General features: G+C 39.0%; 17 protein-coding genes. 12 read left to right on the forward strand and 5 right to left on the reverse strand.

Features of this window, described 5'->3' with window-relative positions; translation table 11 throughout:
* Positions 1-180 precede the first annotated feature (180 nt).
* Complete coding sequence (locus KO513_RS06910) at positions 181-903, reverse strand: ribonuclease activity regulator RraA (RefSeq protein ID WP_215912818.1); 723 nt, start codon at positions 901-903, stop codon at positions 181-183.
* Positions 904-924: 21 nt separating this feature from the next.
* Complete coding sequence (locus KO513_RS06915; protein WP_252735699.1) at positions 925-1,893, reverse strand: sugar phosphate isomerase/epimerase family protein; 969 nt, start codon at positions 1,891-1,893, stop codon at positions 925-927.
* 99 nt (positions 1,894-1,992) lie between these two features.
* On the opposite strand from KO513_RS06915, the gene KO513_RS06920 reads away from it, so the two are divergent.
* From KO513_RS06920 to KO513_RS06975, 12 genes are all read left to right on the forward strand, one after another.
* Entirely contained in the window at positions 1,993-2,490 is a 498-nt protein-coding gene (locus tag KO513_RS06920; RefSeq protein WP_215912819.1) for a shikimate kinase, read from the forward strand.
* 138 nt (positions 2,491-2,628) lie between these two features.
* A complete protein-coding gene (locus KO513_RS06925) occupies positions 2,629-4,884 on the forward strand; it encodes an alginate lyase family protein (RefSeq protein WP_215912820.1) in 2,256 nt (751 codons plus the stop codon).
* Positions 4,885-4,894: 10 nt separating this feature from the next.
* Positions 4,895-5,248, forward strand: a complete 354-nt coding sequence (locus tag KO513_RS06930) for a cupin domain-containing protein (RefSeq protein WP_215438313.1) — start codon at positions 4,895-4,897, stop codon at positions 5,246-5,248.
* A gap of 541 nt (positions 5,249-5,789) precedes the next feature.
* Positions 5,790-9,002, forward strand: coding sequence for a SusC/RagA family TonB-linked outer membrane protein (locus KO513_RS06935; RefSeq protein WP_215912821.1), 3,213 nt, complete (start codon positions 5,790-5,792; stop codon positions 9,000-9,002).
* A gap of 9 nt (positions 9,003-9,011) precedes the next feature.
* Positions 9,012-10,349, forward strand: coding sequence for a RagB/SusD family nutrient uptake outer membrane protein (locus KO513_RS06940; RefSeq protein ID WP_215912822.1), 1,338 nt, complete (start codon positions 9,012-9,014; stop codon positions 10,347-10,349).
* 267 nt (positions 10,350-10,616) lie between these two features.
* On the forward strand, positions 10,617-11,345 hold the full coding sequence (locus KO513_RS06945) for a FadR/GntR family transcriptional regulator (RefSeq protein ID WP_215438318.1): 729 nt from the start codon (positions 10,617-10,619) through the stop codon (positions 11,343-11,345).
* 228 nt (positions 11,346-11,573) lie between these two features.
* Complete coding sequence (locus KO513_RS06950; protein WP_215438319.1) at positions 11,574-12,854, forward strand: MFS transporter; 1,281 nt, start codon at positions 11,574-11,576, stop codon at positions 12,852-12,854.
* 37 nt (positions 12,855-12,891) lie between these two features.
* Positions 12,892-13,647, forward strand: coding sequence for an SDR family NAD(P)-dependent oxidoreductase (locus KO513_RS06955; RefSeq protein WP_215912823.1), 756 nt, complete (start codon positions 12,892-12,894; stop codon positions 13,645-13,647).
* Between the two features lie 55 nt (positions 13,648-13,702).
* Positions 13,703-14,743 carry a sugar kinase gene (locus KO513_RS06960; RefSeq protein WP_215912824.1) on the forward strand — a complete coding sequence of 347 codons (1,041 nt, stop codon included), beginning with the start codon at positions 13,703-13,705 and terminating at the stop codon, positions 14,741-14,743.
* 17 nt (positions 14,744-14,760) lie between these two features.
* Positions 14,761-15,978, forward strand: a complete 1,218-nt coding sequence (locus KO513_RS06965; protein WP_215912825.1) for a 6-phosphofructokinase — start codon at positions 14,761-14,763, stop codon at positions 15,976-15,978.
* Between the two features lie 81 nt (positions 15,979-16,059).
* A complete protein-coding gene (locus KO513_RS06970) occupies positions 16,060-17,328 on the forward strand; it encodes an NRAMP family divalent metal transporter (RefSeq protein WP_215912826.1) in 1,269 nt (422 codons plus the stop codon).
* 188 nt (positions 17,329-17,516) lie between these two features.
* Positions 17,517-17,678 carry a DUF1328 family protein gene (locus KO513_RS06975; RefSeq protein WP_194524557.1) on the forward strand — a complete coding sequence of 54 codons (162 nt, stop codon included), beginning with the start codon at positions 17,517-17,519 and terminating at the stop codon, positions 17,676-17,678.
* Positions 17,679-17,849: 171 nt separating this feature from the next.
* Here the strand turns inward: KO513_RS06975 and KO513_RS06980 are convergent, their stop codons facing one another.
* From KO513_RS06980 to KO513_RS06990, 3 genes are all read right to left on the reverse strand, one after another.
* Complete coding sequence (locus tag KO513_RS06980; protein ID WP_215438324.1) at positions 17,850-18,035, reverse strand: CsbD family protein; 186 nt, start codon at positions 18,033-18,035, stop codon at positions 17,850-17,852.
* Between the two features lie 99 nt (positions 18,036-18,134).
* Positions 18,135-18,545 (reverse strand): arsenate reductase family protein, encoded by a 411-nt coding sequence (locus KO513_RS06985; RefSeq protein WP_215912827.1) that lies wholly within the window; start codon positions 18,543-18,545, stop codon positions 18,135-18,137.
* A 74-nt stretch (positions 18,546-18,619) separates the two neighbouring features.
* Complete coding sequence (locus KO513_RS06990; RefSeq protein ID WP_215912828.1) at positions 18,620-20,203, reverse strand: hypothetical protein; 1,584 nt, start codon at positions 20,201-20,203, stop codon at positions 18,620-18,622.
* Positions 20,204-20,235 lie beyond the last annotated feature (32 nt).

The following is a 20,235-nucleotide window of genomic DNA, read 5'->3' on the forward strand; positions in this document are numbered from 1 at the left end:
GGTATATAGAACCGAAGGCAGTACCAGTTATGCAATTATCGATAATCTGCACATCAAATTTTACTTAAAATATTGCCGAGGTCAACTACTGTTTTTTTTACCATTTCTGGTACCCGTTGTTATGTGTTTTATCCGTTAAAGGATACAATCCAACTATAGGCGTACCACCTTATACCTCATTCATAACTTATTCTTCAAAAACATCCATTGCTTGAATTGTGCGCTATATGCTTTATCCGTTAGCGGGTATAGACCTACAATAGACCTCCCTTTTTGAACTTCACTCATTACATAACTTTCAAACTGTGTCATTTGTAAACATTCATCGGCTACTATATCTGCAATTTCCGAGGGAATGACCATAACGCCATCATCATCTCCTACGATAAAATCACCTGGAAAAACAGCAACATCACCACAACCAATGGGCTCATTAACGGCAATAGCTTGGTGCAAAGTTAAATTGGTCGGAGCGGTAGGTCTGTTGTGGTAAGATGCAAAATTTAGGTCGGCAATTTCGGCCGCGTCTCTGAACCCACCATCCGTAACCATACCCTCAACCCCACGTACCATTAAGCGTGTAGCCAATATAGAACCTGCAGATGCCGCTCGGGCATCCTTTCTACTATCAATGACCAGAACATATCCTTTAGGGCATTCTTCCACGGCAACACGCTGCAAGTGTCTGGGATTTTGAAATACCGTAATAGGATTTAAGTCTTCCCTAGCAGGAATATAACGGAGTGTATAGGCCTTACCCACCATGGTAGGTTTCCCGCTCTTTACCGGCTTTACATCCTGTATAAATTGGTTCTTTAACCCCTTTTTAAACAAACAGGTAGCAATAGTAGCTGTGCTTACCTTTCTAAGTTTGTCCGTTGTGGTTTCACTTTTTTCTGCCATGTTCAGGTTGTTTAGGTTTTATTATTCTGCTTTTGCCCATGTCTCTTTTAGAAAGATAAGGTCCTTTTTCATTTTTGCATATACTTGGTCCTTATCCATAGTAATTTGTTTTGCACCGTGTTCAGCACCTCCAAGATCATATTCTAGGTGTAGCGATACAGGTACGTTTATCTTATATTTTTTTAATAAAGAAAAATAGCGATTAAAATCTACCATGCCTTCCCCTAACGGTGTATTTACCGGCTTCCATTGACCATTGACCTTTCCCCATTTAAAATCTTTTATAACTATTGACCTTATATACGGAGCAATACGCCGCAAATCCAATTCCCAACTCATACCTCCCTCTACAACTGCATGACGTATATCATACTGGCAACCCAAATACCTACTTTCGGGAGATGGCAATAAAGCAGGCATGTCCCAAATAGGAGCGCCAACATGGTTTCCTGCGTGATTCTGATAACACCCTATCAAATCTAGATTACCGTTTACCATCTCTAGTTCCTTAAAAAGTTTTCGGTAAGTTCGTTGACAATCCTCTATACTTTGGTCATCAGGATAACTGAGCCACCCGGTCCTATAATGTGTTATACCCAACTTACTAGCTGTTTTCAGTACTTTTTTGTCAACATCTGTTTTAAATTCGAGAACATTGGTTGTCATCATTTTTGGGCTAAGCTCATACTTTTTCATGGCCTCAATAGCCTTAGGCAAGTCGCGCTCCACATTTTCCGGAAGAATATGTCCCTTAGGCCTCACGGTTAAATCCAATCCATTAAACCCTATTTTAGAAGCTACCTCGGACATTTCTTCATACCCCAGAAATTGCAAGTGTTTTGAAAATAAATAAACCTGAAGGTCATTATCGGATTTATAGGGTCCTGATGAAAACGAACTTACCAGCGGCAAAACAGGTATTGCCAAGAGTCCAGAACCAGACTTTTTTAAGAAGTTTCTACGGTCCTGCATACGCTCAGAATTACTCATAATTAACTATTTAAGGTATATTTTTTTACTTAACATTTTGTTAATAGCCAAATATAGTTATATTTGGTAAACCAAATTGGTTAACCAATTTTTTAACAGATGAAGAAAAAAGAAAATTTTATTGTTATTCTAGTAGGCCTTTGTGGTACCGGAAAGAGCATTGCCGGTCAGAAGGTTGCACAAAAACTAGAAATCCCCTTTTTTGATGCCGATGTTGTTCTTCACCCTGAATTACAGGAAGATAAGAAAAATAATAATACTAACTCCAAATGGTTATCTGCCATTACAAACCTTATTGAAGAAGAGTTCTCAAAAAAGGGCTGTGTAGTTTCTTGCTCCATATTAAAGAAAGAACAACGACTACAACTTTCTGAGAATCTAGGCCATGAAATTGATTGGATTTTTATGAGCGGTACCTACGAAGCTATAAACCAACATCTAGAAACAAGTGGTACTCAACGACAAACTAAATCTTCACTAGAGTCCGACTTTCAACTTCTAGAGATTCCTAAGCGGGCTTTGACCGTAGATATTTCTTTTTCGGAACAGGAAATTGTAGATACCATCCTAAAATATCTAGCTCGCAAATACGGTTGAAAAGCCGTTTAAAACAGTAAACCGTTAAAATTCAATATATAATACCCCAATAATTTGCTCAACAAAAAAATATTTCTATTTTTGGTAAACCAAACTGGTTAACCAATTTATTATCTGATTTTGGTCTATTACACAAACATGATAAAGAGCCAATTTAAAATTACTTTACAAATTCTAACCATATTATGGTTCGTATCCTTTAATGGATACACCCAAGAGCACCCTAGTCTTATATTAACAAAAGACGGAGTTCAGAAAATAAGAAAAGAATTAGGTAATGTGCCTCTTTTTGATGCTTCTTTAGAACACGTAAAAGCTGAAGTAGATGGGGAAATCGCCTTGGGTATAGATACGCCAATTCCAAAAGATTACTCCGGGGGGTACACGCATGAACGTCACAAACGCAATTTTCTAACCCTCCAAAAAGCTGGTGTACTTTACCAAATTTTAGACGATGAAAAGTACGCTGAATACGTAAAAGCAATGTTGTTTCAGTACGAGGCCATGTATAAAAATTTGCCCGTACATCCGCAAACGCGCTCCTATGCCCGTGGCAAACTATTCTGGCAATGCCTGAACGACTCCAACTGGTTAGTGTATGTTAGCCAAGCGTACGATTGCGTTTACAATTACCTTACTCAAAAAGAGCGCAAGCAGTTGGAGAAAAACCTTTTTAGACCTTTTGCCAATTTTATATCCATAGATAATCCCCAATTCTATAACCGTGTTCATAATCACAGTACCTGGGGAAACGCCGCCGTAGGCATGATCGGTTTAGTAATGGGTGATGATGAATTGGTACACCGTGCCTTATATGGTATTGAAGATGACGGATTACCTATAGATGCAAAAGATAATGACGGAGGATTTATAAAAACGGAAGGCCAAGAAGTAGGCTTTCTTGCCAATGTAAACGAACCTTTTTCTCCGGACGGTTATTATACTGAAGGCCCCTATTACCAGAGATACGCCATGTACCCATTTTTAATTTTTGCTCAAGCACTGCACAACGTAAGGCCCGAAGTAAAGATTTTTGAACATAAAGACAGCGTACTTCTAAAATCAGTAAATGTGCTTCTCAACCTTTCTGATGCGGATGGAGAGTTTTTTCCGTTGAACGATGCGCAAAAAGGAATGTCCTATAAATCACGTGAAGTGGTTACCGCTGTAGATATAGCCTACCAATACGGAGGGCACAATCCACAATTACTGAGTATTGCCAATGAACAAGGCCAAGTTTTATTGGATGACTCCGGACTAGCCGTGGCACTGGGTATTAGAAATGGTAAATCCACAAAATTCCAAAAAAAGTCCATCAATCTTACAGATGGTGCCAATGGAAACGAAGGTGGCGTAGCTATCCTTAGATATGGTAATGAAGACATGGCACTAGTATATAAATATGCCGCACAAGGATTAAGTCATGGCCACTATGACAAACTATCCTTTTCGCTCTATGAAAAAGGAACAGAAATAGTTCAGGATTACGGTTTGGCACGTTTTGTAAATATAGAACAAAAAGGAGGTGGCAATTATTTAAAAGAAAATAAAACTTGGGCCAAACAAACCATTGCCCACAATACCTTGGTACAAAACCAGACCTCGCACTTTAATGGAACATATGAAATTGGTAGCAAGCACCACTCAGAACTTTACTTTTTTGATGCTTCGGACATCAATCTAAAAATCGTTAGTGCGAAAGAAAGTAACGCCTATCCCGGAACGGAAATGCAAAGAACCATGGCACTTATTAAAATTGATGATTTTGAAAGGCCTTTTGTTCTGGACATTTTAAAAGTTGCGTCGCAAACAAAAAATCAATATGACCTCCCCTTCTATTTCATGGGACAAGTTATACAGACCAATTTTAACTTTAGTTTCCCTAAGATAGCAGAACCTTTAGGAAGTGAAAATGGCTATCAACATATTTGGTCGGAAGGTTTGGGCCATCCCAATGCAGACAATAGCAAACTAAGTTGGCTTGAAAATGGAAAGTTCTATACATTGACCACTACCAGCCAAAAAGAAGATGAACTACAATTTGTTCGTATTGGAGCCAACGATCCTGAATTTAATTTAAGGAGGGATGCAGGCCTTATCATTAGAAGAAAAAATACACAGAATACCACATTTGTTTCGGTAATAGAATCGCACGGAAACTATAGTCCGGTTTCTGAGTTTTCGGTTAACTCAAATAGTGCAATATCTAAAATAGAACTTGTGTCAGATACAAAAGAATACACGTCCGTAATAATACAAATCAAGGCTAATGGAGAAAAACTAATGCTCGTAATGGCCAACAATGATAAAGATCCGGACAAAGAACATACTATAAAAATTAAGAACAAGGAGTACCGCTGGACGGGTCCTTATATATTTATCAAAATCAAATAAATTATAGATTATGGAAACTTTTGGAGCAAGTAAAGAATTTTTAATAGGAGAAGATATCCCGTGGGAGACTGTAGGCGAAGGTGTTCAGCGTCAGATTATGGGGTATGATGATAAAATCATGCTTGTAAACGTAAAATTTGACAAAGGCGGAATTGGGCCAATGCATGAACACTATCATTCACAAGTAACCTATGTAGTTAGCGGAGAGTTTAAAATGACCATAGGCGAAGAAACAAAAATCCTTAAAGGAGGCGACTCTTTCTATATTCCACCTCATGTTATGCACGGGACAACATGCCAAGAAGCAGGGGTATTAATAGACGTCTTCAGTCCAATAAGAGAAGATTTTATGGCTAAAAAATAAGCCAGAGATTAAACAAGGGAGTCACCAGTGCAAGTGATAGCACCACAACTACGGCCCGTACTCCCTTTCCACAAAGACGGTTTAGATGATATTCAATTATCATTTTAACAAAATGTAGTTCTTTAAAATAGTAGATAGCCAATTTTAACACCAACTTTTCTTAATATTAATTTTTATTTAACAAACTATTAAGTTATATTTGGTAAACCAAATTGGTTAACCAAAATGGAAAACCAATTAAAATATAGAATTTAGGCTAATATTAATTAAAGAAACAATTCATGAAAGTATAAGGTACCCAATAAAAAAAGGATGGGTGCACGCCCATCCTTTTAAACTGAAATTACTTCATTCTGAAGGGAAGTAATACTAAGAACATGTACATTTTACTATACACGCTCATTACAAAAATACAAAAATTCAGGGATCTTAATGAGTTTCGTGCATTAGTAAGTTGAAGATTGAATGAGATGATGCTGATCATCCTCATTTGGGGCTCTAGCCTTAAACCGATGAACATTACTAACTTAACATTATTCAAATGAATTTAAAAACTCAACTAACACTTATAGCTTTATTGTGTCTCAACATATCGCTATTTGCCCAAGATGGATCTGCCATAACCGGTACGATCGTAGACGAGGCCAACGTACCTATTCCCGGTGTAAACGTAATTATAACGGGAACTACAACAGGTACTTCCACAGACTTTGATGGACTTTATTCTATTAACGCTTCCAGCGGAGATATTCTTCAATTTTCCTACATTGGTTATGTAACTCAAAACGTAACCGTAGGCAGTCAGTCAACCATAAACATAACCATGGTTGAAGATGCCGCTCTATTGGAAGAAGTTGTAGTAGTGGGTTATGGTACGCGAAAAAAATCGCACCTAACCGGAGCTGTTTCAAAAGTAGGCGGTGACGAAGTAGCCGCTATTCAAGCGGCCCGTGTAGATGATGCATTGGCCGGTAAATTACCAGGTGTATTAATCCAAAATCAAGATGGTGCGCCAGGTGCAGATCCAAAGATTCAGGTAAGGGCTGCTTCATCTATCTCAGGAGATTCCAGCCCATTGATCGTTGTAGACGGCTACCCAATTTCAGGAAGTCTAGCCACAGTTAACCCTAACGATATTCAAAGCTTAGAGGTTTTAAAAGATGCTGCTTCTGCCGCAATTTATGGCTCTAGGGGAGCTAACGGTGTAATCCTGATTACCACTAAAAAAGGTAGGTCGGGCAAAGCTACTTTTAGCTATAACGCCTACACCAGTTTTTCCAGCAAATACAGAGACAACATACTTGCTTCAGGACCTGAATGGGCGGAGCATTCACGAGCCGAAATTGCTGCGGGTAACTGGGCCGGTACGGTAGAGACTAATGATCCTACTTTCTTGGAATATAGATTAAATGCTTATGAAAATTCTCCAGGAGCAATAAGCCCAGAAGATTGGCTTTTTCAAAATGGAAGCACCGTTAGCCATGATTTTAGCATGAGCGGAGGAACAGATGATGTAAATTATTTTGCTTCTATAGGCTATCAAAATGCCGAAGGTGTTGTTAGAACACAAGGCTATGAAAGACTCAACGCACGTTTAAATATTGACGCCAAATTAGGAGAGAAATTTAAAACCGGATTAAATTTCAATGGTTTTACTTCTCATAGAGACATTTTAGGTCACGATATGAGAGATTTATTAAGATCCTATGGTGTACATCCAGTTTATCATACTAATGAATCCATTGCTTTTGTTCAACAATTAGACGCTCAAGCTCAAGCCTTAGGACTGGCACCATTTGACAATGGTTATAGAGGTTCTGGTTACGAAGCGAATAGTATCTACACTCTAGAACCAGGAATGGCCGCACAAGATTGGCATTATGGTAGAGCTAACAATGGTATTGGTGGTTCCGGTGATGCAGGTCCTGCCGCTAAGCTTGACAATACAGATAGTTGGGAAAAAACATTTTTCGGAAATGTTAGTGGTTACTTACAGTACAGTATTATAGACGGATTAAACATTAAAACCGTACTAGGTGGAGACCTTAGAGATACCCAAGCTTATCAACACAGATTACTTGGATTTGACTCCAGGGCAAGAGATTCTCAAACTTACAGAGATCAAACAGATTTAAAAGTATCTTCTGTACTAAGTGAAACTACGCTTAACTATGCCAAGGTAATAGGCAAACACGATATTTCTGGAGTTGCTGGTCTTGAATTTCAAACCACAACTTTTAAAGGAACTGCTTTAGACGGTGCAAATGTACCAGAAGGCGATATTCTAAATTACAACCTATTTACCCCTGCGGACATAACCGTGACCGAAAGAGACGAAACTAGAGTAAGAGAAAGTGTTTTCGGAAGAGTTAACTATGCCTATGACGATCGTTTCCTAATATCTGCTTCAGTTAGAAGAGATGGTGATTCTCGTTTTGGAGCCAATAAGAGATATGAAACTTTCCCAGCCCTATCTTTAGGATGGAACATTCATAATGAAGCCTTCTTAGAAAACAGTGAAACTTTAAGTCAGTTCAAACTAAGGTTCAGCACAGGTTCCCTAGGTACAACTTCTTTCTTAGGTTCTTATGATGCCTTAAGCCTTTTAGACCCTCAAGCAACAGTTTATGGAACTGGTTTTCTAATTCCTGACAACGTAGCAAATGCAGATTTAACGTGGCAGACCAACACGGAGACCAACTATGGTGTTGATTTAGGTTTGTTTAACAACAGAATTAGATTGGGTGTGGATTATTACACTTCCGATATTGAGGATATCTTAATTAACCAAAGTGTTTCCGAAGTATTGGGAACCACTTCAATTGTTCTCAATTCCGGAGATGTTAGAAGTTCCGGTTTAGAATTTGAATTGAATGCGAGCGTTATACAATCAGATAATTTCTCTTGGAGTTTTGGAGCCAACCTATCTACAGTTGAAACCGAAATTACAGATTTGGGAGGTTTGGACGAACTACCTCAAGCCATCTACGGACAAAGTGGTAGAGGCCCTGTATTTAGAAACTATGTAGGTGGAGAAATTGGTGAAATGTGGGGATTAGAAACCATTGGAGATGTTGAAATGAGATATTTAGCAGATGGAACAAGACACCCAAACAATCAATCCGGGGAATCCTATATTGTAGATCAAAACGGTGATGGCGTTATAGACAACACAAAGAGTGTTGAAGATGGTGGAGATTTAGTGAAAATAGGACAGAATACACCTGATTTTTACTGGGGTATGTCTCATAATCTTAATTACAAATCTTTTGATATGTCCTTTCAACTTCAAGGATCTCATGGAGCGGAAGTTTACAATATAGACCCTTTATACTACGAATCGCAATGGGGCGGAAGATTAGTAAGCACTTTTGATGCCGTTGGAGCTTTTGAAGATGATGGCGTAACACCAAAAGGTGATGGTATTGCCGATCACAACGGTGAGTTCTATACAGCTAACAGAAACCAAACAGATGCCGTAATACAAGATGCTTCTTATGTAGCCTTGAGAAACTTAACTATTGGTTACACATTAGATTCTGATGTAACGAGTCAAATAGGTATAAACTCCGTTAGATTATATGCCGCCGCAACTAACTTATTGTACTTATGGGCAGATAATTATACTTCATATAACCCAGAAGGTGTACAGACTGCAGGTAGTGATTACTTAGGACCAACAACTTACGGTGCTCAAGTAGGTGCAAGTCCAATTGTAAGAAGCTTTACTATCGGTTTAAATGTTAACTTTTAAATAAAAGAAATGAAAAACATATATAAATTATTGGGATTGTTGCTAATCATAACCGCATGTGATAGTGATCTAGATCAAGTTCCGCCAAATATTGCCAGTTCAGACTCTTTAACAGATTTTGATGGTGTTTTAAATGCGGCATATTATTATCAACTTGGTACCACTACGCCAATGGCAGTAATGGGTGAATTTAGAGCGGACAACGCTTTTATGGATGAAGCTCCTTATACAGAGTTCGATACCTATAACGGAGGTATAACCGCTATGGAAGACCAATTCTTTGGCCCTTTCTACACCGCTTTGTACAAATCCATATTAAGTGCAAACAATGTAATAGAAAACTCAACGAATGTTACAGATATAGCCGAAGCAAAATTTCTTAGAGCCTTATCTTACTTTAAGTTGGTTCAAGTTTTTGGCGATGTTCCTGTAAACTTGTCAGCAGCACCTAGCCTAACAGATTCATCTATTTTAGAAAGACAACCCGCTACTAATGTTTATAATAACGTAATCATTCCTGATTTAAAGGATGCAATTGCCGCTTTGGACATTGAAATTGTAAACGGAAGGGCCTCTAAATATGCCGCTCAAGGATTGTTGGGAAAAGTATATGCCACTATGGGCGATTATTCTAGTGCCGAACCTCATTTGGCCGCCGTTGTAAACGGAGCCGCAGCTGCCGGAATAAGCCTTAAGGATAATTTCAGCGAGGTTTTTGGTGCCGCCAATGAGGTAGAGAATTCTGAAATAATATTTTCTTCGCAAATAGAAAGTTCTATTACAGACGAATATTCATTTGCTTCTCGCTTCTGGAACTGGTTTGTGGGAGACGATTCAAAAGCTGATTTTCCAGTTGACCCGGACCTAGTTGCCGCATTTGATGAAAGTGGTGCTAACGGTGGTGGTACAGACTTAAGAAAAGCAGTAACGCTTGACTCCTTGGGTACTACTGCCATAAAATTCCCAAAAGAAGGAGGTTTAGGTGGTGATCATGACTGGATTGAACTAAGGTTAGCTGATGTTATTTTATTATATGCTGAAACATTAAACGAAAATGGTGCTCCCGCTACAACCGTATTACCCCTATTGGACGATATAAGATCACGAGCCGGTTTAACCAGCTTAACCGGAACCATAACCACACAAGCAGATGTGAGGCAAGCCATTCTTGATGAAAGAAGATTAGAGTTGGCCTTTGAAGGACAAAGATGGTTTGATTTGGTAAGAACAGGTTCTGTAGATGCCGAAATGGGAGAAACAATTAATAGCAATTACCATTTATTCCCAATTCCAATCTCAGAAGTATTGGCAAGTGGTGGTGTTATTACCCAAAACCCTGGTTACTAATTACAGTACCAAAGGTTAATGAACTGATAACGAACGTCTAAAAACATTCGTAATAAATACAAATAAAGAATAGTAGAATTGTTGTTTTGAGTTAGATTGAGAGTAATTTTGCCGACTCGCTCACCACGGGTCGGTAAAATTCAAAAAACGCTTAGAACACCCATAAAATCGTAACTTTTTTAATTCAAGAAATACTTTTTTTGTAGTTTAGAATTTTATAATTTTAACAAACCAATCTGGTTAACCAATTTACAATATACATCAAATATGAAGTTAGAAATACTTACAAAACATGAGAACAAAGAAGTTCAAAATGCAATCATTTCTAATATTCGTGATTTAATCAATTACAAAAATCTAGAACCAGGTGATAAGCTGCCTGCAGAACGTGTACTTTCCGAAAAGTTTGGTGTAAGTAGAAGTAACGTTCGCGAGGCCATTCAAAAGCTTGAGTTCTACGGTATTTTAAACTCAAAACCGCAGAGCGGAACGTTCATTGCCGAGATTGGTCAAATTGCCATGAACGGTATGATAGATGATATTTTGAGTTTGGAAGATCAAGATTTCAAATCATTGGTTGAAACTAGGATTTTACTGGAACTAAAAACGGTTAAATTGGCTGCTTTAAGAAGAACCGACGAAGACCTAGAACGCCTAAAATCTGCTTTTGATGCTTATAAGACCAAGATGATAGCTGGCGAAGATTGTTTGGAAGAGGATTTGCTCTTTCACCTTGCCATAGCTTCGGCAAGTAAGAATAGTACAATGAATACCCTTATGCTATTGATAACCCCAGAGATTATCGTTGCATATGATAAAGACCGTGTCTGTGATGGGGATGTTGCATTGGCAGAAGTAAAAAAGCACGAAGACATCTATTTGTCCATATTGGAACAAAACCCGCAAAGGGCCAAAGAAACAATGAAATTACACTTTGCCAAATTGTACGATTACATTTATGGCGAAGACAGAAAAGTAAAAATACTAGAAGGATAAAAGTGCACGATTTATCTTTTTACTATTCGTACACTGAAGGGAAACTAATACTAAAAAAAACTTATCCAATGAAGGTAAACGGCTAAAGTCGAACATACCAATCCTATTACACAACACGTATTTAAACATCTTAAATACAGGCTTTTAGAACTAATAATTCTCCTATCCCATAGAACTAGGACAGCCATTCGTGTATCCAATTATAAAGAATAATTTAAAAAAACGAAGATGAAAGTCAAAGGTTTAAGATGGTGGGTTATAGCCCTAATTTGTTTGGCAACGGTCATAAATTATATAGACCGTACCGCTTTTGGTGTTATGTGGCCAGAGATGGGCAAAGATTTGGGAATGGATGAGTCGGATTATGCCATAATGCTCAATGTTTTCATGATTACCTATGCTGCCGGAAAGTTTCTATCCGGTAAGCTTTATGATATGATAGGTACCCGTATGGGGTTTGTCGTTTCCATAGTAGTGTGGTCCGTAGCGTCAATATTACACGCTTTTGCCAGAGGCCTAATTTCTCTAACACTTTTTAGGGCTATGCTAGGTTTAGGCGAAGCAGGTAACTGGCCAGGCGCGGTTAAAAGCAATGGCGAATGGTTTCCCGTTAAGCAAAGGGCCATTGCACAAGGTATTTTTAATGCAGGTGCATCGTTGGGAAGTGTAATAGCACCCGTACTGATCGCTTATTTATATGGTCATTTCGGATGGCGTTCAACCTTTATCATCATTGGAGCCATTGGGTTGTTGTGGGTCATTCCGTGGTTGTTCATCAACAAGGCCAAACCGGAGAAACACCCATGGATAACAGAAGAAGAACAAAAACTGATTCTTGCCGATAAAATTGCTTTAGGCCCTTCAACGGAGGAAAAGGAAAAAGGCCTTTCCGTGGCAAAAATCCTAAGCTACAAAGAATCATGGGGAGTACTTTTGTCCCGCTTTTTTATAGAGCCTATTTGGTGGTTGTTCGTTGGTTGGATGCCACTTTACCTCAACTCTAAATTTGGTTTTAGCATTGAGGAAATAGGGTCTACTATTTGGATTTCCTATCTAGGCGGTATGGCGGGCAGCATCATAGGAGGCTGGTACTGCGGTAAACTCATGGAGACCAAAACTGTAGATGCGGCAAGAAAGATTACGATAACCATTGGCGGGGCATTGATTTTCATGGGTCTACTCGGAATAATTTTCTTAGTAACGGAAAAGAACCCTATGACGTTTATTTATATCGTGGCAGTGGTACTCTTTGGCTTTCAATTTGCCATCGGTAATATTCAAACTATTTCAAGTGATCTTTTCCGCGGACCATCTGTGGGTACTTTGGCAGGTTTGGCAGGTACCGTTGCGGCAGTATCGGTTATCATAATGAACTCATTGATTCCTATGATTGCATCCGTATCATATACCCCCGCATTTATTGTCATCGCGGTACTAGCTCCTCTTGCAGTACTATCAATATTTGGATTAATAAAGAGAATACGACCCGTAGAATTGGAGTCGGTTTAATACATATAAAAATTCACTAACAGTAACTAACATAGAAATGAAAGGAAAAGTAGCAGTAATAACAGGAGCAACAGGTGGAATAGGTTTCGCCGTGGCAAAAAGATTAGGGCAAGATGGCTATACCGTTATCCTTAACGGCATAGACAATGAAGCCGGTGCGCAGAGAGTAAAAGAACTATCTACAGAGGGCATTGATGCGGAATATTATGGTTTTGATGTCACCAATGAAGAAGCCGTAACCAAAAACATAAAGGCAATTGGCGAAAAGTACGGAAAAATAGATACCCTTGTAAACAACGCAGGTGGTCTAGGTGGCCGATCTAGATTTGAAGAAATGACCACGGAATTTTATAGATCTGTTATGGCGCTAAATCTAGATTCTACATTTTTCGCATCAAGAGCAGCTATACCTTTCCTTAAAAAAGGAGAAGATGCATCCATCATCAACTATACCTCAAACGCAGCTTGGACCGCTGGCGGACCAGGAGCTGGGATCTACGGAACTTCTAAAGCAGGTGTTCATACCATTACCAAAGCTTTGGCAAAAGATTTGGCCGAATACGGTATTAGGGTAAACGCGGTATCTCCAGGTACTATAGACACCCCTTTTCATGCACAGATCAAAGCTACAAAACCAGAAGTTTTTGCTTCATGGGCCAACAGCATTATGTTGGGTAGATTAGGTCAGCCTGAAGATGTTGCCGGTGTGGTATCTTTCCTAGCGAGCAGCGATGCCAAATTCATTACCGCAGAAACCATCCAAATTGGTGGTGGGCAAGCTTTAGGAATCTAACGGTATATATCTAAAACTAGCACTTAAGAACAGTAATACAGTAACACAATTTGAAATGAAAAAAGTAGTAACCTTTGGAGAAATAATGTTGCGTTTAGCTCCTCCGGGATTTTTAAGATTTTCACAAGCCAATACTTTTGATGTTGTTTATGGCGGAGGCGAGTCTAACGTAGCCGTATCGCTCGCCAATTATGGCGTTCCCGTAGATTTTGTGACGCGTTTACCAAAGAACGATATTGGGGAATGTGCACTTATGGAAATGCGAAAAAGAGGCGTAGGAACGGATAAGATTGTCTATGGTGGCGACCGTCTAGGAATTTATTTTCTAGAAACGGGTGCCGTTTCCCGTGGGTCTAAAGTGGTTTATGACCGCGCTCATTCCGCTATTTCTGAGATAGAATCCGGTATGATAGACTGGAATTCTGTTTTTGAGGGTGTGGAGTGGTTTCACTGGACAGGTATTACACCAGCTATCTCACAAGGTGCTGCAGATGTTTGTTTGGAAGCCGTGAAAGCGGCCAGTGCAAAAGGCATAACTATTTCAACCGATTTGAATTACAGGGCCAAGCTTTGGAACTATGGAGGTGATAGAGAAGCTATCATGACCGAACTTACTTCTTACTGTGATATTATTTTAGGGAACGAAGAAGATGCAGAGAAACACTTTGGTATTCACCCTGAAGGTCTTGATGTTCATAAGGATGGTGCCGATGTTAAAGCGGAAGCATTCTTATCAGTCTGTAAGCAAATGATGAAAAAATTCCCAAAGGCAAAAAAGGTAATTACAACGTTAAGGGGCTCTATTTCTGCTTCTCACAATACGTGGGCCGGTGTATTATGGGATGGTTCCAAAATGTACGAAACACGTCAGTATCAAATTACGGATATTGTGGATCGTGTTGGTGGTGGTGATTCTTTTATGGGCGGTTTGATTTACGGATTGTTGAAATACCCGGAAGATGACCAGAATGCTCTAGACTTTGCCGTAGCGGCATCCTGTTTAAAGCATACTATAAAAGGTGATGCCAACTTGGTTACCGTAAGTGAAGTAGAAAAGCTAATGGGCGGTGACGCTTCAGGAAGAGTTGCCCGCTAATATTTAAAACTTGAAACATGGCTTCTAAAAAATCGATATTGATTATTTGTGGTGGAGGCCCTGCTCCGGGCATTAACGCTGTAATAAGCACAGTAGCCAAAATTTTTCTGAAAGATGGCTATCGCGTACTGGGACTTCACGAAGGTTTTAAGGGAATTTTTTCCGAGGAACCCCAAATAAAGGAATTCGATTTTCCCCATGCAGACCGTATTTTTAGTCGAGGTGGTTCTACTCTTATTATGAGTAGATTTAAACCCAGCGATGAAAAAATAAACACGAAGCTTTTTTCCGATAATAATGTAAAACTATTGGTTAGTATTGGCGGTGATGACACCGCCTCTACGGCCAATAGAATTACGGGGTACCTGTCCAAGGAAAACATCTTCATTTCAAACATTCACGTACCCAAAACAATTGATAATGATTTGCCCCTACCCGACCGGAATCCAACTTTTGGATTTCATTCGGCCAAGGACGAAGGTGTTCGTATTGGTAATACCACCTATGAGGACGCCCGTACCAGTCAAAACTGGTTCGTTATGTCTACCATGGGTCGTTCTGCCGGGCATTTGGCATTTGGTATAGCCACCAGCTGTCATTTTCCCATGATGGTCATTCCCGAAATGTTCAACAAGACTTCCATCACTTTTGACAAGGTGGTTCGCTTGATTATTTCATCCATCATAAAGCGAAAAATACTGAACATTAATTATGGTGTAGCACTGGTTAGCGAAGGTGTTTTTCACATTATGCCGGATAGCGAACTGGACCATTGCGGCATTAACTTTACCTATGATGATCACGGCCATCCGGAATTGGGCAATGTAAGCAAGTCTCACATCTTTAACATGCTGGTCCAATCAAAATTGAAAGAACTGGGCGTAAACATAAAAAGTAGACCTGTAGAACTTGGCTATGAGCTTAGATGTTGCAGACCTATAGGGTTTGACCTAACTCTTTGTACACTCCTGGGGCTTGGCGTAAAAAAACTATTTGACCAAGGCGTTAGTGGTTGTATTGTTACCGCAAATTCCAAAGGTGAAGTAACGCCGTTATTTTTAGAAGATTTACAAGGCGAAGATGGTAAAATTGCTCCTCGTCTAGTAGACATAGATTCGGAATTTGCTCGACTTTGTTTTCAGAACATGCACTTTATTGAGGAAGCCGATTATGAAGCTGCAAAAGCCTATTTACCAGACCCTGAACGCTATGATTTCAATAAAATCCTAGCTTAATTGGCGTAGTCATTAAGTTGAATACAACTTACATTTTACCTCTTCCCCAAAAAGTATTATATCACCAAAAAGTATCCCAACATGGCAGAACAAAAGACTAGTTTTTGGAAAAAAATAATCGCCTTGGCACTTGCTTTTGGTCCGGGTATTTTTGCCATTGGGTATACTATTGGAACAGGAAGTGTAACCTCTATGATCGTAGCGGGCAGCACCTATGGTATGCAGTTGTTATGGGTTTTGGTATTAAGCTGTATCTTCTCTGGAATGCTAATGTACGCCTATGGAAATTATGCATTGGTAACCGGAGAAACGGCCCTATACGCGTTTAAAAAACATCTAAAATGGGGAAAACCCATTGCCATTTTAATCATTCTGGGCGTTTCGTTCGGGCAGTGGAACTCACTCATGGGAATACTTGGTATTTCGGCAAATATCATCTTTGAGATATTTTTGATTTACTTCCCCTCATTGGCCGATCATCAATATGAGTTGGTTCTGACCATTGCTATTTTGGTTATTGCAATTATGTATCGTTTTCTGTTAATAGGAAAGTATGTTTTCTTCGAGAAAATATTGGTGATTTTCGTTACGATTATGGGACTCTCATTCTTTGTTTCCCTTTTTATGGTCTATCCCTTACCTATAGAGGTTGCCAAAGGGCTTATCCCCACTGTTCCAAAAGTAGAAGGAGGAGGAATGATGGTTGCCGCTTTTGTGGGCACCACTATGGCAGCAGCAACTTTCTTGTCCCGTCCTTTATTCGTTAAGGGAAAAAAATGGACCATTGCGCACCTTAAGCAACAAAAAAAGGATGCCATAATAGCGGCCTCACTTGTATTCGTAATCAGTGCGGCTGTAATGGCCGTAGCCTGTGGAGCACTATTTCACCAAGGCCAGCCCGTTACCAAAGTTTTGGATATGGTAAACACCTTGGAACCCGTTGCCGGAAAGTTTGCACTTACCCTTTTCTTTTTTGGTACGTTAAGCGCCGGTCTTTCCTCTATTTTCCCCTGTTTACTTATCGCTCCCATTCTCCTTGCGGATTATCAATCCGGCGAATTGGACACAACCTCTAAGCAATTTAAGACCATTACCGCCATTGCTTGTCTATTTGCTCTAATAGTGCCCGTATTTGGAGCCAACCCTATTGAAATGCAGATTGTTTCTCAGGTTTTTAATGTTTTTGTGCTACCTCTGGTAATCTTGGGAATCATACTGCTGTGTAACAACTCCAAATTGATGCACACACATAAAGCCGGACTTCTTCTTAACATTGGGCTTTTCGCCGCGCTATTCTTCTCTATTGTAATCTCTTATAACGGAGCTATAGCCCTTTTGGACTATTTCTAAAATGGTATTGAATGCTGTTCCAGCGTCCCATTTTCTTATCAATGTTGCTGAGTCCCTACGAAAATACAGTTAGTTTTAAATTGCATACAGTCAAGGTCTTCCGCGTCATTTCAAGACCTTTACCTTAATGATACGAATTACAAATTGTATCAAAAACAATTTATTACTAATCATAAAAACCACAAGATATGTTACGTTGGACAGTTATATTTATCATATTAGCCATTATTGCAGGAGTATTCGGATTTGGAGGAATCGCTGCAGGTGCCGCTAGTATTGCCAAGATTTTATTTTTCATCTTTATCGTACTTTTTATAATCAGCTTGATTATGGGACGTAAAAAGATTTAGAGACCAATAACTCATACACTAAGGATTAAAGGATGGCTTTTGGCCATCCTTTTTTTTGCAAGAACGCTGAACAATTTCCTGCTCTTCAATTTTAAATATATCCAAAAATAACATACAAAAAGGCCCGAGCGTAAATGCCCGGGCCTTCTTACTTTTTAAACTACAACTGTATTACCAGCTTGCAATTTCTGCTTTCAGCTCTTCTTTTCCTTTTCCAACTTTTTCCTGTACCCTTCCGAGCATTTCATCAAATTTGCCTTCGGAATAGGTTACGTCGTCATCGGTAAGGTTTCCGTATTTCTGTTTTAGTTTTCCCTTTACTTGGTTCCACTTTCCTTCTAATTGTTCTTGATTCATCTTTATTATTTTATGTGATTAAACTTCAACTTAACTATACTTAAAATTAGCAATGAAAATTGCCAACAAGTAATACAAAAGAATAGATTCTTAATCTTATTAATTATAAGGCTTGTCTAGCGCAGCACTGTCATCATCCATAAACTTTACAAAATCCGAAGGATTGTGAATAGGAATAAATCGTTCTCCTTTTATAACTACCGGAAAAGCTAAAGTTGATGGGGATTTCACCAGAATACGCAACCAATCATGCTCATCTAAATCTACCTTCTCGTTCCCATATTTTTCTTTAAAATCAGGATGATCCTGATTTACCAATTTTCCCACAGGTACGTTCATATTATGAGCAATTTCCGCCCATTGGGTACCCGTTACATTTGTTTTTGAAATATCTATAGCCAGAATATCTTCATCTGCAGATTCTACGTAAGCATACGTTTGTTTACCGATTGAATTTTCTGAATTATAATATAGCGTTATCTTCTTTTTATCTTTTGAAATGACTCCCATATCCTTGAATTTTAGTTTCTAAATTACCTCCTTCAAAGTACTTTTTCCCTGCCTTGTAGATTACCTCTAAAAAATTAATTTTTTCTCCTTTTATTTTTTCCGTTACCTATAATAGTAGAAGTTAAACCGTCATTAACATTTAGCCACAGATAATTAAAAAAGGACTTTGTGGGGTCTCTTTCTGCTTCAATACCGCCATATCTGTATCCGTTTTCATCGGTATTGGAGCCGTCGTTCACAAATATTCTTCCTATTGCCGTCAATACTTTATTTATGCGCAGACGGTCTTTTTTTAAGACTGAAAATTCAAAATCTTCATACTTCATTTTCATATCGCCTGCGGACGAAACCGCATCTCCGCTTATGGTAAAATAGAGTTCTTGAATTTCGCCTTTGGCACGTACCCGTAAATTGGATTCTAAAAAAGGATTGATGTTCTTTGAATTAAAACTTTTTACGGTACCGGAAGCCAAAAATGCATCTCTGGTATTTTTAGAATCAAAAGACCAGTTTAAGGTTATTGGGGCTTCGCCCATGAGCAAAGCTCTGGCGGCAACACTGGTTTTCTCCTTTCTTTCCGGTACATTTTGAATGTGAAGGATTTTAGCATTTACATCACCAAAAACAATTTTACCGGGAGTCGTTTCCCTATTCACTCGCTCACTATAAGTAATTGCGCCATCCTGTATCTGTATTTCGGGAACATCTAGCTGTATAGGCAGTTTACGAATGGCTTCGCTGTACATTTTCTTTCTCTCCAAATCATCGGCCACTAGCTTATCTCTGTACATTTCTAAATTGGGTCCCTGCAAAGTCCCCTTTCCGGTACGCACCCAATATTTAGCATCGGCATAACCAAAAGCAATCTCATCAAAATCTACTTGGGGAATTTTTAAATCTATATAGTCATGTTCTTTTCGCAAGTGCGCAGACAGCTTGGTCTTACTATATTTTGATTTTAGTTTTAAGTCCGTTACCCGGAGATGGCCTTGGTCCAAATGAATTTCATTTACGTTTAGCGCTTCGTAGGGACCTAAATCCGCGTAAAGCGAATTCCCATTAAATTTTACATCGGAATAGGCAACGGGAATTTTGGAATTAATACGATTCCTATCTGTAACAACCTCATCCATTTCAAAAAAAACCGAGTCCAATTTCATAGCCACACTATCTTCTGGGTTCTTAAACAGGGTTACAGAACCATTCTTGATGTTGATGCGGTCTATATGAATGGACTTTTTAAGCCCTATACTATCATTTTTTGATTTTGTGGCCTTGTCTTCTTTTCCTTTTAAATAGTATTTTAAAACCGGCTTATCTACATTGATATTAGTGAGCGTTATTTTCTTGTTGAAAAGAAACTGCCAATAGCCCAACCCCACAACCTCCAATGCTTCTATTTTTGCGGATGCCCTAGGCCTGATAGAATCCGAAATTCCAATGTTCAAATCAATAGTATTCAGTTTTGTCGTTCCTGTCAAAACGTTTACATCTATGTCTTCATATGCCAATTGAATATGTGGTGGCAATTTGGTCTTTAAAAAATTCGCGATGGCATCCTTTGCCAGAAGTTGGGCCCCAAGTAAGGTTAGGGCCACGAGTACCAGTAATACCAAAATGATACGGGAAATAATTTTTATGGTTCGCTTCTTATGCATTGTTCAAGTTTAATTTGGCAACGAAACCCTTA

Origin of the sequence: Zobellia sp. B3R18 (genome assembly GCF_018860715.1) — a bacterium.
In the GTDB taxonomy this organism is placed as follows: domain Bacteria; phylum Bacteroidota; class Bacteroidia; order Flavobacteriales; family Flavobacteriaceae; genus Zobellia; species Zobellia russellii.

Excerpts from the sequence above, each read along its gene's own strand:
- KO513_RS06930 (WP_215438313.1), top strand. The coding sequence starts at position 4,895 with ATGGAAACTTTTGGAGCAAGTAAAGAATTTTTAATAGGAGAAGATATC.
- KO513_RS06970 (WP_215912826.1), top strand. The coding sequence starts at position 16,060 with ATGGCAGAACAAAAGACTAGTTTTTGGAAAAAAATAATCGCCTTGGCA.
- KO513_RS06920 (WP_215912819.1), top strand. The coding sequence starts at position 1,993 with ATGAAGAAAAAAGAAAATTTTATTGTTATTCTAGTAGGCCTTTGTGGT.
- KO513_RS06985 (WP_215912827.1), bottom strand. The coding sequence starts at position 18,545 with ATGGGAGTCATTTCAAAAGATAAAAAGAAGATAACGCTATATTATAAT.
- KO513_RS06990 (WP_215912828.1), bottom strand. The coding sequence starts at position 20,203 with ATGCATAAGAAGCGAACCATAAAAATTATTTCCCGTATCATTTTGGTA.
- KO513_RS06915 (WP_252735699.1), bottom strand. The coding sequence starts at position 1,893 with ATGAGTAATTCTGAGCGTATGCAGGACCGTAGAAACTTCTTAAAAAAG.
- KO513_RS06950 (WP_215438319.1), top strand. The coding sequence starts at position 11,574 with ATGAAAGTCAAAGGTTTAAGATGGTGGGTTATAGCCCTAATTTGTTTG.
- KO513_RS06975 (WP_194524557.1), top strand. The coding sequence starts at position 17,517 with ATGTTACGTTGGACAGTTATATTTATCATATTAGCCATTATTGCAGGA.
- KO513_RS06910 (WP_215912818.1), bottom strand. The coding sequence starts at position 903 with ATGGCAGAAAAAAGTGAAACCACAACGGACAAACTTAGAAAGGTAAGC.
- KO513_RS06980 (WP_215438324.1), bottom strand. The coding sequence starts at position 18,035 with ATGAATCAAGAACAATTAGAAGGAAAGTGGAACCAAGTAAAGGGAAAA.
- KO513_RS06965 (WP_215912825.1), top strand. The coding sequence starts at position 14,761 with ATGGCTTCTAAAAAATCGATATTGATTATTTGTGGTGGAGGCCCTGCT.
- KO513_RS06935 (WP_215912821.1), top strand. The coding sequence starts at position 5,790 with ATGAATTTAAAAACTCAACTAACACTTATAGCTTTATTGTGTCTCAAC.
- KO513_RS06960 (WP_215912824.1), top strand. The coding sequence starts at position 13,703 with ATGAAAAAAGTAGTAACCTTTGGAGAAATAATGTTGCGTTTAGCTCCT.
- KO513_RS06940 (WP_215912822.1), top strand. The coding sequence starts at position 9,012 with ATGAAAAACATATATAAATTATTGGGATTGTTGCTAATCATAACCGCA.
- KO513_RS06925 (WP_215912820.1), top strand. The coding sequence starts at position 2,629 with ATGATAAAGAGCCAATTTAAAATTACTTTACAAATTCTAACCATATTA.
- KO513_RS06945 (WP_215438318.1), top strand. The coding sequence starts at position 10,617 with ATGAAGTTAGAAATACTTACAAAACATGAGAACAAAGAAGTTCAAAAT.
- KO513_RS06955 (WP_215912823.1), top strand. The coding sequence starts at position 12,892 with ATGAAAGGAAAAGTAGCAGTAATAACAGGAGCAACAGGTGGAATAGGT.